12 protein-coding genes are annotated in these 12,678 nt (G+C 71.3%); all 12 read left to right on the plus strand.

Translation table 11 applies throughout. The annotated features are described in order from the left end of the window. The first annotated feature begins 33 nt into the window (after positions 1 to 33). Positions 34 to 1,854: a DUF5941 domain-containing protein gene (locus tag ACZ561_RS13260; RefSeq protein ID WP_470994424.1), complete on the plus strand. Its 1,821-nt coding sequence runs from the start codon at positions 34 to 36 to the stop codon at positions 1,852 to 1,854. Next, the gene (locus ACZ561_RS13265) at positions 1,851 to 2,588 is read left to right on the plus strand and encodes a phosphocholine cytidylyltransferase family protein (protein ID WP_470993511.1); all 738 of its coding nucleotides are present in this window, start codon (positions 1,851 to 1,853) and stop codon (positions 2,586 to 2,588) included. Before ACZ561_RS13260 ends, ACZ561_RS13265 begins: the two co-directional genes overlap by 4 nt. Beyond that, positions 2,576 to 3,637 (plus strand): iron-containing alcohol dehydrogenase family protein, encoded by a 1,062-nt coding sequence (locus ACZ561_RS13270; RefSeq protein WP_376435115.1) that lies wholly within the window; start codon positions 2,576 to 2,578, stop codon positions 3,635 to 3,637. The genes ACZ561_RS13265 and ACZ561_RS13270 overlap by 13 nt, the downstream gene beginning before the upstream one ends. Further along, on the plus strand, positions 3,615 to 4,394 hold the full coding sequence (locus ACZ561_RS13275) for a CDP-alcohol phosphatidyltransferase family protein (protein WP_470993514.1): 780 nt from the start codon (positions 3,615 to 3,617) through the stop codon (positions 4,392 to 4,394). Before ACZ561_RS13270 ends, ACZ561_RS13275 begins: the two co-directional genes overlap by 23 nt. 20 nt (positions 4,395 to 4,414) lie before the next feature. Then, entirely contained in the window at positions 4,415 to 5,293 is an 879-nt protein-coding gene (locus ACZ561_RS13280; protein WP_470994427.1) for a glycosyltransferase family 2 protein, read from the plus strand. Between the two features lie 49 nt (positions 5,294 to 5,342). Then, positions 5,343 to 6,272 carry an ABC transporter permease gene (locus ACZ561_RS13285; RefSeq protein ID WP_376435111.1) on the plus strand — a complete coding sequence of 310 codons (930 nt, stop codon included), beginning with the start codon at positions 5,343 to 5,345 and terminating at the stop codon, positions 6,270 to 6,272. After that, positions 6,265 to 7,050: an ABC transporter ATP-binding protein gene (locus ACZ561_RS13290; RefSeq protein ID WP_376435108.1), complete on the plus strand. Its 786-nt coding sequence runs from the start codon at positions 6,265 to 6,267 to the stop codon at positions 7,048 to 7,050. The genes ACZ561_RS13285 and ACZ561_RS13290 overlap by 8 nt, the downstream gene beginning before the upstream one ends. Before the next feature lie 117 nt (positions 7,051 to 7,167). Further along, positions 7,168 to 7,821 (plus strand): TetR/AcrR family transcriptional regulator, encoded by a 654-nt coding sequence (locus tag ACZ561_RS13295; RefSeq protein WP_470993518.1) that lies wholly within the window; start codon positions 7,168 to 7,170, stop codon positions 7,819 to 7,821. Positions 7,822 to 8,136: 315 nt separating this feature from the next. Continuing rightward, positions 8,137 to 9,054 (plus strand): squalene synthase HpnC, encoded by a 918-nt coding sequence (gene hpnC / locus ACZ561_RS13300; protein WP_470993521.1) that lies wholly within the window; start codon positions 8,137 to 8,139, stop codon positions 9,052 to 9,054. Next, positions 9,051 to 10,001 (plus strand): presqualene diphosphate synthase HpnD, encoded by a 951-nt coding sequence (gene hpnD / locus ACZ561_RS13305; protein WP_470993524.1) that lies wholly within the window; start codon positions 9,051 to 9,053, stop codon positions 9,999 to 10,001. The genes hpnC and hpnD overlap by 4 nt, the downstream gene beginning before the upstream one ends. An 82-nt stretch (positions 10,002 to 10,083) precedes the next feature. After that, positions 10,084 to 11,520, plus strand: coding sequence for a hydroxysqualene dehydroxylase HpnE (gene hpnE / locus ACZ561_RS13310; protein WP_470993527.1), 1,437 nt, complete (start codon positions 10,084 to 10,086; stop codon positions 11,518 to 11,520). Beyond that, positions 11,517 to 12,617, plus strand: a complete 1,101-nt coding sequence (locus ACZ561_RS13315; protein ID WP_470993530.1) for a polyprenyl synthetase family protein — start codon at positions 11,517 to 11,519, stop codon at positions 12,615 to 12,617. Before hpnE ends, ACZ561_RS13315 begins: the two co-directional genes overlap by 4 nt. Positions 12,618 to 12,678: the final 61 nt, after the last annotated feature.

Genomic DNA, 12,678 nt, shown 5'->3' on the forward strand with positions numbered 1-12,678 from the left:
CCCCGCCCGTCAGCTCCAAGGAGTGAGTTCGTCCTGTCGACCGCCATCCTCACCGGTCCGCCGGTACCCGGATCGTCGCTCGACGGCGATCTGCGGTCGCTGGGCTTCGACGTCAAGGTCGCATCCGACCCACGTGACGCCGGCGCACTGCTCGCCGCCGTACCGGCCGACGAGCGGGTCGCCGTCGTCGACCCCCGCTTCGTCGGACACCTCCACGCGCTGCGGCTGGGCCTCACCGACCCCCGCTTCCCCGCCTCCGCCGTGCCCGGCGCGCTCACCACGCAGAGCGAGGCCCGACCGGCCCTCGCCCGCGCGCTGACCGACGTGTCCGCGCCGGTGCCGGGTGCCGACCACGGGCCCGTCGTCGCCGAGGGCGAGGTGCTGCCCGACACCCTCGCCGCCGCGCTCGACGCCGACGGCGTCGCCGTGCACCACCCCGAGCTCGGCTCGCTCGTGGCCGCCGTACCGGCCGACGCGGAGAGCCGGCACACGGCCCGCGGCGCCGTCGCGGACGTCGACGACGAGGCCGTACGACTCCGCTCCGCGGTGAAGGCCCACGACGGCTTCTTCACCACCTTCTTCATCAGCCCGTACTCGCGCTACATCGCCCGCTGGTGCGCGCGGCGCGGACTGACCCCCAACCAGGTCACCACCGCCTCGCTGCTCACGGCGCTGATCGCGGCCGGCTGCGCCGCCACGGGCGAGCGCGGCGGCTACATCGCCGCGGGCGTCCTGCTCCTGGTCTCCTTCGTCCTGGACTGCACCGACGGGCAGCTCGCCCGCTATTCCCTGCAGTACTCGACGATGGGCGCCTGGCTTGACGCCACCTTCGACCGCGCCAAGGAGTACGCCTTCTACGCCGGCCTCGCCCTCGGGGCCGCGCGGAACGGCGACGACGTGTGGGCGCTCGCGCTGGGTGCGATGGTCCTGATGACCTGCCGCCATGTCGTGGACTTCTCGTTCAACGAGGCCAACCACGACGCCACGGCCAATACGAGCCCCACCGCGGCCCTCTCCAGTCGGCTGGACAGCGTGGGCTGGACCGTCTGGGTCCGCCGGATGATCATCCTGCCGATCGGCGAGCGCTGGGCCATGATCGCGGTCCTCACCGCCGTCACCACCCCGCGGATCGTCTTCTGGGCGCTGATCATCGGCTGCGCCTTCGGCGCCTGCTACACCACCGCCGGCCGGGTGCTGCGCTCGCTCACCCGCAAGGCGAAGCGGACCGACCGGGCCGCGCAGGCCCTCGCGGACCTGGCGGACTCCGGGCCGCTCGCCCAGCTCCTGGCGGCGAGCCGGCCGAACATCAAGGGCGCCTGGGTCCCGCCCGTGGTCGCCGCCGTCGGCGCGGTCGCCCTGCTGACCGCGGCCGCCGCGCGCGACTTCGGCAGCGCCCAGGTGGTCGTCGCGGCCGTGTTCTATGTCATCTGTTCGGCCATCGCTGTCGCGCACCCCCTCAAGGGCGCGCTCGACTGGCTCGTGCCGCCCGTATTCCGGGCCGCCGAGTACGGCACCGTCCTGATCCTCGCGGCCCGCTCCGAGGTGAACGGGGCCTTGCCCGCGGCCTACGGACTGGTGGCCGCCGTCGCCTACCATCACTACGACACGGTGTACCGCATCCGCGGCGGCACCGGCGCGCCGCCCACGTGGCTGGTGCGCACCATCGGCGGTCACGAGGGCCGCACGTTGCTGGTGACCGTCCTCGCCGCCCTGCTGGCGAGCCGTGGCAACGACTTCACCCTGGCGCTCACCGCCCTGGCGGTCACCGTCGCGCTCGTGGTGCTCGTGGAGTCCATCCGTTTCTGGGTGTCCTCCGGAGCACCCGCCGTACATGACGAAGGAGAAACAGCATGATTGGCCTCGTACTGGCAGCCGGTGCCGGAAGGCGTCTGCGCCCCTACACCGACACGCTTCCGAAGGCCCTCGTGCCTGTCGACGGTGACACCACCGTCCTCGACCTGACGCTGAAGAACTTCGCCGAGGTCGGCCTCACCGAGGTCGCCATCGTCGTCGGCTACCGCAAGGAGGCCGTGTACGAGCGCAAGGCGGCCCTGGAGGCCACGTACGGCGTCTCGATCACGCTGATCGACAACGACAAGGCCGAGGAGTGGAACAACGCCTACTCCCTGTGGTGCGCCCGTGACGTCCTCAAGCGCGGTGTGATCCTCGCCAACGGCGACACCGTCCACCCCGTCTCGGTCGAGAAGACGCTGCTCGCCGCCCGCGGCGACGGCCAGAAGATCATCCTCGCCCTCGACGCGGTGAAGAACCTCGCCGACGAGGAGATGAAGGTCATCACCGCCGAGGGCAAGGGCGTCCAGAAGATCACCAAGCTGATGGACCCGGCCACCGCCACGGGCGAGTACATCGGTGTCACCCTCATCGAGCCCGAGGCCGCCGAGGCCCTCGCCGACGCCCTCAAGGCCACCTTCGAGCGCGACCCCGACCTCTACTACGAGGACGGCTACCAGAAGCTCGTCGACGACGGCTTCACCATCGACGTGGCTCCCATCGGCGACGTCAAGTGGGTCGAGATCGACAACCACGACGACCTCGCGAAGGGCCGTGACATCGCGTGCCAGTACTGACCCGGCTGATCCCCTCGCCGGTCGTCGTCGACATCCGCCGGGGAGCGCTGGACGATCTCGCCAGCCTCCTGGCGGACCAGCGGATCTCCAGCAACGGCCGGATCGCCGTGGCGATCAGCGGCGGCTCGGGTCTGAAGCTGCGTGAGCAGTTCGCTCCCGAGCTGCCCGGCGCCGACTGGTACCCGGTCGACGGCGGCACGATCGACGCGGCGGTCAAGCTCGCCGACGCCATGCGCGGCAAGCGGTACGACGCCGTGGTGGCCCTCGGCGGCGGCAAGATCATCGATGTGACCAAGTACGCGGCGGCCCGGGTCGGCCTGCCGCTGGTCGCCATCGCCACGAACCTGTCGCACGACGGCATCTGCTCGCCGGTCTCCACCCTGGACAACGACAACGGGCGTGGCTCCTACGGTGTGCCGACCCCGATCGCGCTGGTCATCGACCTCGACGTGATCCGGGACGCCCCGGTGCGCTTCGTCCGCTCCGGCATCGGCGACGCGATCTCCAACCTGTCCGCCATCGCGGACTGGGAGCTCTCGCACCGCGAGACGGGTGAGCCGGTCGACGGCCTGGCCGCGGCCATGGCCCGCAGCGCCGGCGAGGCCGTGCTCCGCCACCCCGGCGGCGTCGGCGACGACGACTTCCTCGTCACGCTCTCCGAGGGCCTGGTGATGTCCGGCATCGCCATGTCGATCAGCGGCGACACCCGCCCCTCCTCGGGCGCCTGCCACGAGATCAGCCACGCCTTCGACCTGCTCTTCCCTCAGCGCGCGGCCAGCCACGGCGAGCAGTGCGGTCTGGGCGCGGCCTTCGCGATGCACCTGCGCGGTGCCACGGACGGCTCGCTGGGCATGGTCGAGACGCTGCGCCGGCACGGCCTGCCCGTGACGCCCGGCGAGATGGGCTTCAGCGTCGACGAGTTCGTCGAGGCCGTCACCTTCGCGCCGCAGACCCGTCCCGGCCGCTACACCATCCTCGAGCACCTCGACCTGTCCACCGACCAGATCAGGGACGCGTACGCCGACTATGCCAAAGCCATCGGTAGCTGAGCTCCGCCCGGTCGTTCACCCCGCGGGTGTGAAGGACCGGCGGAGCGGCGAACACTGGGCGGGCCGCCTGTACATGCGGGAGGTCTCGCTGCGGATCACCCGGCACCTGGTGAAGACCCGGATCACGCCGAACCAGCTCACGTACGTGATGACGCTCGCGGGCGTCCTCGCCGCCCCGGCGCTGCTGATCCCGGGGATCTGGGGCGCCGTGCTCGGTGTGGTCATGGTCCAGCTCTATCTGCTGCTCGACTGCGTCGACGGGGAGGTGGCCCGCTGGAAGCAGCAGTTCTCCCTGGGCGGCGTGTACCTCGACCGGGTCGGCGCCTACCTGTGCGACGCGGCGGTCCTCGTCGGCCTCGGCCTGCGCGCCGCCGACCTGTGGGGCTCCGGGCGGATCGACTGGCTGTGGGCCTTCCTCGGCACCCTCGCCGCCCTTGGCGCCATCCTGATCAAGGCCGAGACCGACCTGGTCGGCGTCGCCCGGCACCAGGGCGGGCTGCCGCCGGTCAAGGAGGCGGCTTCCGAGCCGCGTTCGTCCGGCATGGCGCTGGCCCGCAGGGCCGCCGCGGCGCTGAAGTTCCACCGGCTGGTCCTCGGCATCGAGGCCTCCCTGCTGATCCTGGTCCTCGCGATCGTGGACTCGGTCAGGGACGACCTGTTCTTCACGCGGCTGGGTGTCGCCGTGCTGGCCGGCATCGCGCTCCTGCAGACGCTGTTGCACCTGGTGTCGATCCTGGCGTCGAGCCGGCTGAAGTGAGGACAAGCGTGAGTACGCCGATGAAGCTGGGCGCCGTCATCATCACCATGGGCAACCGCCCCGACGATCTGCGCGCGCTCCTCGACTCGGTCGCCAAGCAGGAGGGCGACCCGGTCGAGGTCGTCGTGGTCGGCAACGGCGCACCCGTGACGGGTGTGCCCGACGGCGTCCACACCATCGACCTGCCCGAGAACCTGGGCATCCCCGGCGGCCGCAACATCGGCATCGCGGCCTTCGGGCCCGGCGGCCCCTGCGGGCCCGTCGACGCACTGCTCTTCCTGGACGACGACGGTCTGCTCGCTCACGAGGACACCGCCGAACTGGTCCGCCAGGCATTCACCGCCGATCCCCGGCTGGGCATCATCAGCTTCCGGATCGCGGACCCCGAGACGGGTCTCACCCAGCGCCGGCACGTCCCGCGGCTGCGCGCGGCCGACCCGATGCGGTCCTCGCGCGTGACCACCTTCCTCGGCGGCGCCAACGCGGTCCGTACGAAGGTCCTCACCGAAGTCGGCGATCTGCCGAGCGAATTCTTCTACGCCCATGAGGAGACCGATCTCGCCTGGCGGGCTCTCGACGCCGACTGGATGATCGACTACCGTTCCGACATGGTGCTGCTGCACCCCACCACACCTCCCTCCCGGCACGCGTCCTACCACTTCAACGTGGCCCGCAACCGGGTGTGGCTGGCTCGGCGCAATCTCCCCGCACCCCTCGTTCCGGTCTATCTCGGTGTCTGGCTGCTGCTGACTCTGGCGCGGCGCCCCTCCCTCCCCGCCCTCAAGGCGTGGATCGGCGGATTCCGGGAAGGCTGGGCCGTTCCCTGCGGACCGCGACGGCCCATGAAATGGCGTACGGTGTGGCGGCTGACCCGACTGGGACGCCCGCCCGTCGTGTGACAACGTGGTACCCGACTTGCCGCGCATCTGGATACGAAAGTTTCGACTTGTGAGTGACACAACCCACGACGGTGCGGTCGCGACGAGCGCCCCGCCCTCTGCCGATGACGGCCTGACCCCGGCCGAACTGGCGGCCAAGTACGGTCTCGCGGTCAGTGGTGCCCGGCCCGGCATCTTCGAGTACGTCCGTCAGCTGTGGGGGCGGCGCCACTTCATCCTGGCCTTTTCCCAGGCGAAGCTGACGGCGCAGTACAGCCAGGCGAAGCTCGGCCAGCTGTGGCAGGTGGCGACCCCCCTGCTCAACGCGATGGTCTACTACCTGATCTTCGGCCTGATCCTGGACGCCGGTCAGGGCATGACGACCTCGGTCTACATCCCCTTCCTGGTGACCGGAATCTTCGTGTTCACCTTCACGCAGAGCTCGGTGATGGCGGGCGTGCGGGCGATCTCCGGCAACCTCGGACTTGTCCGGGCGCTGCACTTCCCGCGTGCCACGCTGCCCATCTCCTTCGCGCTCCAGCAGCTTCAGCAGCTGCTGTTCTCCATGATCGTGCTGGCGGCCGTCGCCATCGCCTTCGGCAGCTACCCGTCGCTGAGCTGGCTCCTCCTGGTTCCGGCCCTGCTTCTGCAGTTCGTGTTCAATGTCGGGCTCGCCATGATCATGGCGCGGATGGGTGCCAAGACGCCCGACCTCGCCCAGCTGATGCCGTTCATCATGCGCACCTGGATGTACGCCTCCGGCGTGATGTTCTCGATCCCGGTGATGCTCGCGGACAAGCCGGCCTGGATCGCCGACGTCCTCATGTACAACCCGGCGGCCATCTACATGGACCTGATCCGGTTCGCCCTGATCGACGGCTACGGCGCGGGCAACCTGCCGTCGCACGTCTGGATGGCCGCGCTGGGCTGGGCCGTGGCGATGGGTCTCGGCGGTTTCGTCTACTTCTGGAAGGCAGAAGAGAGGTACGGCCGTGGCTGACACCGACCAGGGACGCGTTCCCACCGTCATCGCCGACGAGGTCCACATCGTCTACCGGGTCAACACCGGTGGCGGCGGCAAGGGCAGCGCCACGGCGGCGCTCAGCCGGATCCTCGGCCGCGGCAAGGCCGAGGTCTCCCGGGGCGTCCGCAAGGTGCACGCCGTGCGAGGCGTCTCCTTCACCGCCTACCGGGGCGAGGCCATCGGCGTCATCGGCAGCAACGGCTCCGGCAAGTCGACCCTGCTGCGCGCCATCGCGGGGCTGCTCCCCACGGAGAGCGGCAAGGTCTACACCGACGGCCAGCCCTCGCTCCTCGGCGTCAACGCGGCGCTGATGAACGACCTGACCGGCGAGCGCAACGTGATACTCGGCGGCCTTGCCATGGGAATGAGCAAGGACGAGATCCGCGAGCGCTACCAGGGCATCGTGGACTTCTCGGGCATCAACGAGAAGGGCGACTTCATCAGCCTCCCGATGCGTACGTACTCCTCCGGCATGGGCGCCCGTCTCCGGTTCGCCATCGCGGCCGCCAAGAACCACGACGTGCTCATGATCGACGAGGCGCTCGCGACCGGCGACCGCCGGTTCCAGATCCGCTCCGAGGAGCGCATCCGCGAACTCCGCAAGGAGGCCGGCACGGTCTTCCTGGTCAGTCACAGCAACAAGTCGATCAGGGACACCTGCGACCGCGTGCTGTGGCTGGAGAAGGGCGAGCTCCTCATGGACGGCCCCACGGACGAGGTCATCAAGGCGTACGAGCGCGAGACGGGGAAGTAGTCCCACCATCGCGTCGCGGGGCCCCTGCCGGACCGGTGGGGGCCTTCGCGTTCTCCCCGGCGCGTCGCGCCCCCCGCCTGGAATGTTCATGCGGTCAACATCGGGCAGGATGAGCGCATGGCAGCGATCTCGGGGGGAAAGTCCTACCACCACGGCGATCTGCGCAACGCGCTGATCTGCGCCGCCGTGGACCTGGCCACCGAAGGCGGCCCCGACCGCGTCGTCCTGCGGGAGGCGGCCCGCCGGGTCGGCGTCTCGCCCACCGCCGCCTACCGGCATTTCGACGGGCGCGGAGAGCTCCTCAGGGCGGTCAAGATCCACGCCCAGCGCGCGCTCGCCGAGTCCATGGAACGGGCCGCCGACCGGGCCCCCGGGGCCGACGACGCCACCGTCGCAGCAGAGCTGCGCCTCGCAGCCCTCGGCCGCGCCTATGTGGGCTTCGCCCTGGATCAGCCCGGCCTCTACCGGGCGGCGTTCTGCACCCCTCGGCCGCCCTGCGGCGAGGAGTGGGCGCCGGTCGGGCGGCCGCCCGAGCCCGAACCCGAGATCCGGGCGTTCACGCTGCTCACGGACGCGCTGAGGGCCCTCTCCCGGGTCGGCCGCATCCCGCGGCAGGCCCGCCCCGCCGCAGAGGCTGCCGCGTGGTCGGCCGTTCACGGACTGTCACTTCTGCTGCTCGACGGCCCGTTGCGCCGCCTCCCGGAACGGCGCCGCGCGGACGTCGTCGAGTCCACCCTAGCCATGGTCGTCTCCGGCGCCCGAGCGGACTGAACGTCACGAATCCGCGAACTTCCGTGCCGCGCAGGAACGTTGGCGCGGCCGGTGATGTTTTCGCAAAGCGGCGCGCACCCCGACGAGGCGACGGGCGTTGTACAACGTAAGCTGTACCGGTGCTGATTCGTGGCAAGTGGGGCGATACCCCCTAGGCATCCCGGCCGTCGGGCGGCGAGCCCTCTGGGGAGGCCCGGTGGCGTGTCCGAAATAGGATGGATTGGATCGGCAGTGTAGAACAGGAGATGTGACGGCCATGACGCAAAATCTCCAGCTCCACGAGGGTGTCGCCGTCCCCGCGTCGGGCAGCCCCCAGTGACGCAAAACCGGCAGGTGCGCCCCGATGCCTCCTCGCGCACCACGCTCGACAAGGCCGCGGACGAGAACTTCCCCGTGGCCCCCTTCTTCTTGCCGCGCGCCTGGCGCGGCGACCTCATGGCCGTCTACGGCTATGCCCGTCTCGTCGACGACATCGGCGACGGCGATCTCGCACCCGGCGGAGCCGACGCCCGCCATCTCGGCGTCGCCCCCGAGCGGGCCGAGGACCGGATCGCGATGCTGGACGCCTTCGAGACCGATCTGCTGCGGGTCTTCGACGCCGTTCCGCGCCACCCCCTGCTGCGGGCGCTCCAGCCGACCGTGCGCCGCTGCGGCCTGACCCCCGAGCCCTTCCTGGGTCTGATCCAGGCCAACCGCCAGGACCAGCTGGTACGTCGTTACGAGACGTACGACGACCTCCTCGCGTACTGCGAACTCTCCGCGAACCCCGTCGGCCGGCTCGTCCTCGGGATCACCGGCACCGCCACCCCCGAGCGCATCCGCCACTCCGACGACATCTGTACCGCGTTGCAGATCGTCGAGCACCTCCAGGACGTCGCCGAGGACCTCGGCCGCGACCGGATCTACCTGCCCGCCGAGGACATGAAGGCCTTCCACGTCACCGAGGCCGACCTCGCCCAGCCCACCGCCGGAGCGTCGGTCCGGGCACTGATCGCCTTCGAGGCGCAGCGCGCCCGCGAGCTGCTCGACGACGGCATTCCGCTGGTGGCAAGCGTCCACGGCAGGCTGCGCCTGCTGCTCGCCGGGTTCACGGCCGGCGGACTCGCCGCCCTCGACGCCATCGCCGCCGCCGGTGGCGGGTACGACGTACTGCCGAAGTCGCCCAAGCCCACCAAGCCGAGTCTGATGCGCGAAGCGGGAGCGGTCCTGCTCAGAGCACGGAGAGAGGGGTGAGCCGGACCGTGGAAGGACAGACGGAGACGTCGGCGCCGGTACAGGCCGCGTACAGCTACTGCGAGGCCGTCACCGGACAGCAGGCCCGCAACTTCGCCTACGGCATCCGACTGCTGCCGACGGAGAAGCGGCAGGCCATGTCGGCGCTGTACGCGTTCTCGCGACGGGTCGACGACATCGGCGACGGCAGCCTCGCGCCCGAGGCGAAGCGTGACCGGCTCGAATCCACCCGCGCGCTCCTGGAGCGGATCCGCCGGGACGAGGTCGACGACGACGACACCGACCCCGTCGCCGTGGCCCTCGCCGACGCCTCCCGCCGCTTCCCGATCCCGCTCGGAGGCCTCGACGAGCTCATCGACGGGGTCCTGATGGACGTGCGCGGCGAGACGTACGAGACCTGGGACGACCTCAAGGTCTACTGCCGCTGCGTCGCCGGTGCCATCGGGCGGCTCTCCCTCGGCGTCTTCGGCACCCAGCCGGGCGCGCAGGGAGTGGAGAGGGCCCCCGAGTACGCCGACACACTCGGGCTTGCCCTGCAGCTCACCAACATCCTCCGTGACGTCCGCGAGGACGCCGGGAACGGGCGCACCTACCTGCCCGCCGACGACCTGGCCAAGTTCGGCTGCGGTGACGGCTTCGTGAACGAGACCCCGCCCGAGGGTGCCGACTTCACCGGCCTGGTGCACTTCGAGGTCCGGCGCGCCCGCGCCCTGTTCGCCGAGGGCTACCGGCTCCTGCCCATGCTCGACCGGCGCAGCGGTGCCTGCGTCGCCGCCATGGCCGGGATCTACCGGCGCCTGCTCGACCGGATCGAGCGCGACCCCGAGGCGGTGCTGCGCGGCCGTGTCTCGCTGCCCGGCCGCGAGAAGGCGTACGTCGCGGTGCGCGGCCTCTCCGGCCTGGACACCCGCCACATCTCCCGACGGACCATCAGGAGGCGCGCGTGATGCGTGTCCACGAGCCAGGGCATCGGGCAACCCGGCGCCGCACGGCGGCGTCCCTGACTGCGACGGCCGGAAGGGGGAGCGCATGACCACCGACGACTCCGTGCCGCAGGCACCGCACGCCGTCGTGGTCGGCGGCGGCCTCGCCGGGATCACCGCCGCGCTCCAGCTCGCCGACGCCGGGCTCCGCGTGACGCTGCTCGAAGGCCGGCCGCGGCTCGGCGGTCTCGCCTTCTCCTTCCGCCGCGGCGAGCTCACCGTCGACAACGGACAGCACGTCTATCTGCGCTGCTGCACCGCCTACCGCTGGTTCCTCGACCGCGTCGGCGGCGCCCGCCTCGCGCCCCTCCAGGACCGGCTGGACGTACCCGTTCTCGACGTCGCCCACCCCCGCGGCCCCCGCCTCGGCCGGCTGCGCCGTACCGCGCTGCCCGTACCGCTGCACCTCGCCAAGAGCCTGGCGACCTATCCGCACCTCTCCCTCGTCGAGCGCGCGAGCGTCGGCCGCGCCGCGCTGGCGCTCAAGGCGCTGGACCCCGCCGACCCGGCCCTCGACGGCATCGACTTCGCCACCTGGCTCGGCCGCCACGGCCAGTCCCCGCGCGCCGTCGAAGCCCTGTGGGACCTGGTCGGCGTCGCCACCCTCAACGCCACCGCGCCGCACGCCTCCATGGGCCTTGCCGCCATGGTCTTCAAGACCGGCCTGCTCTCCGAGCCGGGCGCGGCCGACATCGGCTGGGCGCACGTGCCCCTCGGCGAGCTCCACGACACCCTCGCCCGCAAGGCCCTCGACTCCCTCGGCGTACGCACCGAACTGCGGATCAAGGCCGAGCGGATCTCCCGTACCGACGACGGCCGATGGAGCGTCGAGGTGCCGGGGGAGACCATCGAGGCCGACACCGTCGTGCTCGCCGTGCCGCAGCGCGAGACCCGCGAACTGCTGCCCGAGGGCGCCCTCGACGACCCCGACCGGCTCCTCGACATCGGCACCGCGCCCATCCTCAACGTGCATGTCGTCTACGACCGCAAGGTGCTCAAGCAGCCGTTCTTCACCGCGCTCGGCTCCCCGGTGCAGTGGGTCTTCGACCGCACCGACTCCTCCGGCCTGCTGACGGGAGGGCCCGAAGGGCCCGACGGTGGTGGTGGGCGACGGGTGGGCGGCCAGTACCTGGCCGTCTCCCAGTCGGCCGCGCAGAGCGAGATCGACGAGCCGGTCTCCGTGCTCCGCGAGCGCTACCTCCCGGAGCTGGAGCGGCTGCTGCCCGCCGCCCGCGGCGCCGGGATCCGGGACTTCTTCGTCACCCGGGAGCGGACTGCGACGTTCGCCCCCACCCCGGGCGTCGGCCGGCTCCGCCCCGCCGCCCGCACCCACGCCCCCGGCCTGTACCTGGCCGGCGCGTGGACCGCCACCGGCTGGCCCGCGACCATGGAGGGCGCCGTTCGCAGCGGCTTCAGCGCTGCGGGCGCCGCGCTCTCCGCCCTCGGCCGCCGCCATGAACATCCGCTGCAGGAGGCGGTATGAGTGTGAGTACTGGAACAAGAGGAGAGACCGTGCCGACTGTGCCCCCGGTGAAACCGGCCGTCGACACCGCGGACGTGACCGCTCTGCTGGAGCGGGGGCGGACTCTGTCCACCCCCGTCCTGCGGGCGGCCGTCGACCGGCTCGCACCGCCCATGGACACCGTGGCCGCCTACCACTTCGGCTGGATCGACGCGCAGGGCAACCCCACCGAGGGGGACAGCGGCAAGGCCGTCCGGCCCGCGCTCGCCCTGCTGTCCGCCGAGGCGGCGGGCGTCGCTCCCGAGGTCGGCGTCCCCGGCGCGGTCGCCGTGGAGCTCGTCCACAATTTCTCACTGCTGCACGACGACCTGATGGACGGCGACGAGCAGCGCCGCCACCGCGACACCGTGTGGAAGGTGCACGGCCCCGCGCAGGCCATCCTGGTCGGCGACGCCCTGTTCGCCCTGGCCAACGAGATCCTGCTGGAGCTGGGCACGGTGGAGGCCGGCCGGGCGACCCGCCGGCTCACCACCGCGAGCCGCAAGCTCATCGACGGGCAGGCCCAGGACATCTCCTACGAGCACCGCGAGCGGGTCACCGTCGAGGAGTGCCTGGAGATGGAGGGCAACAAGACCGGCGCCCTGCTCGCCTGCGCGGTCTCCATCGGTGCGGTCCTCGGCGGTGCCGACGACCGCACGGCGGACAAGCTGGAGGAGTACGGCTACCACCTCGGCCTCGCCTTCCAGGCCGTCGACGACCTGCTCGGCATCTGGGGCGACCCCGAGGCCACCGGCAAGCAGACCTGGAGCGATCTGCGCCAGCGGAAGAAGTCCCTGCCCGTCGTCGCCGCCCTCGCGGCCGGCGGACCGGCGTCCGAGAGGCTCGGCGAACTGCTCGCCGCCGACGCCAAGAGCACCGACTTCGACTCCTTCTCCGAGGAGGAGTTCGCCACCCGCGCGGCCCTCATCGAGGAGGCCGGCGGCCGTGAGTGGACCTCCGAGGAGGCCCGCCGCCAGCACACCATCGCCATCCAGGCCCTGCACGAGGTCGACATGCCCGAGCGGGTCAGGGCGCAGCTCACCGCGCTCGCCGACTTCGTGGTCGTTCGGAAGAGATGATCACCATCACCCTGATATGAGTGCGCAGTCGCCGGCCGGTGCCACCGGGCATCGGCCGACG

Source organism: Streptomyces sp. NPDC039609 (assembly GCF_055596705.1).

Excerpts from the sequence above, each read along its gene's own strand:
- ACZ561_RS13295 (WP_470993518.1), top strand. The coding sequence starts at position 7,168 with ATGGCAGCGATCTCGGGGGGAAAGTCCTACCACCACGGCGATCTGCGC.
- ACZ561_RS13280 (WP_470994427.1), top strand. The coding sequence starts at position 4,415 with ATGAAGCTGGGCGCCGTCATCATCACCATGGGCAACCGCCCCGACGAT.
- ACZ561_RS13275 (WP_470993514.1), top strand. The coding sequence starts at position 3,615 with ATGCCAAAGCCATCGGTAGCTGAGCTCCGCCCGGTCGTTCACCCCGCG.
- hpnE (WP_470993527.1), top strand. The coding sequence starts at position 10,084 with ATGACCACCGACGACTCCGTGCCGCAGGCACCGCACGCCGTCGTGGTC.
- ACZ561_RS13315 (WP_470993530.1), top strand. The coding sequence starts at position 11,517 with ATGAGTGTGAGTACTGGAACAAGAGGAGAGACCGTGCCGACTGTGCCC.
- ACZ561_RS13265 (WP_470993511.1), top strand. The coding sequence starts at position 1,851 with ATGATTGGCCTCGTACTGGCAGCCGGTGCCGGAAGGCGTCTGCGCCCC.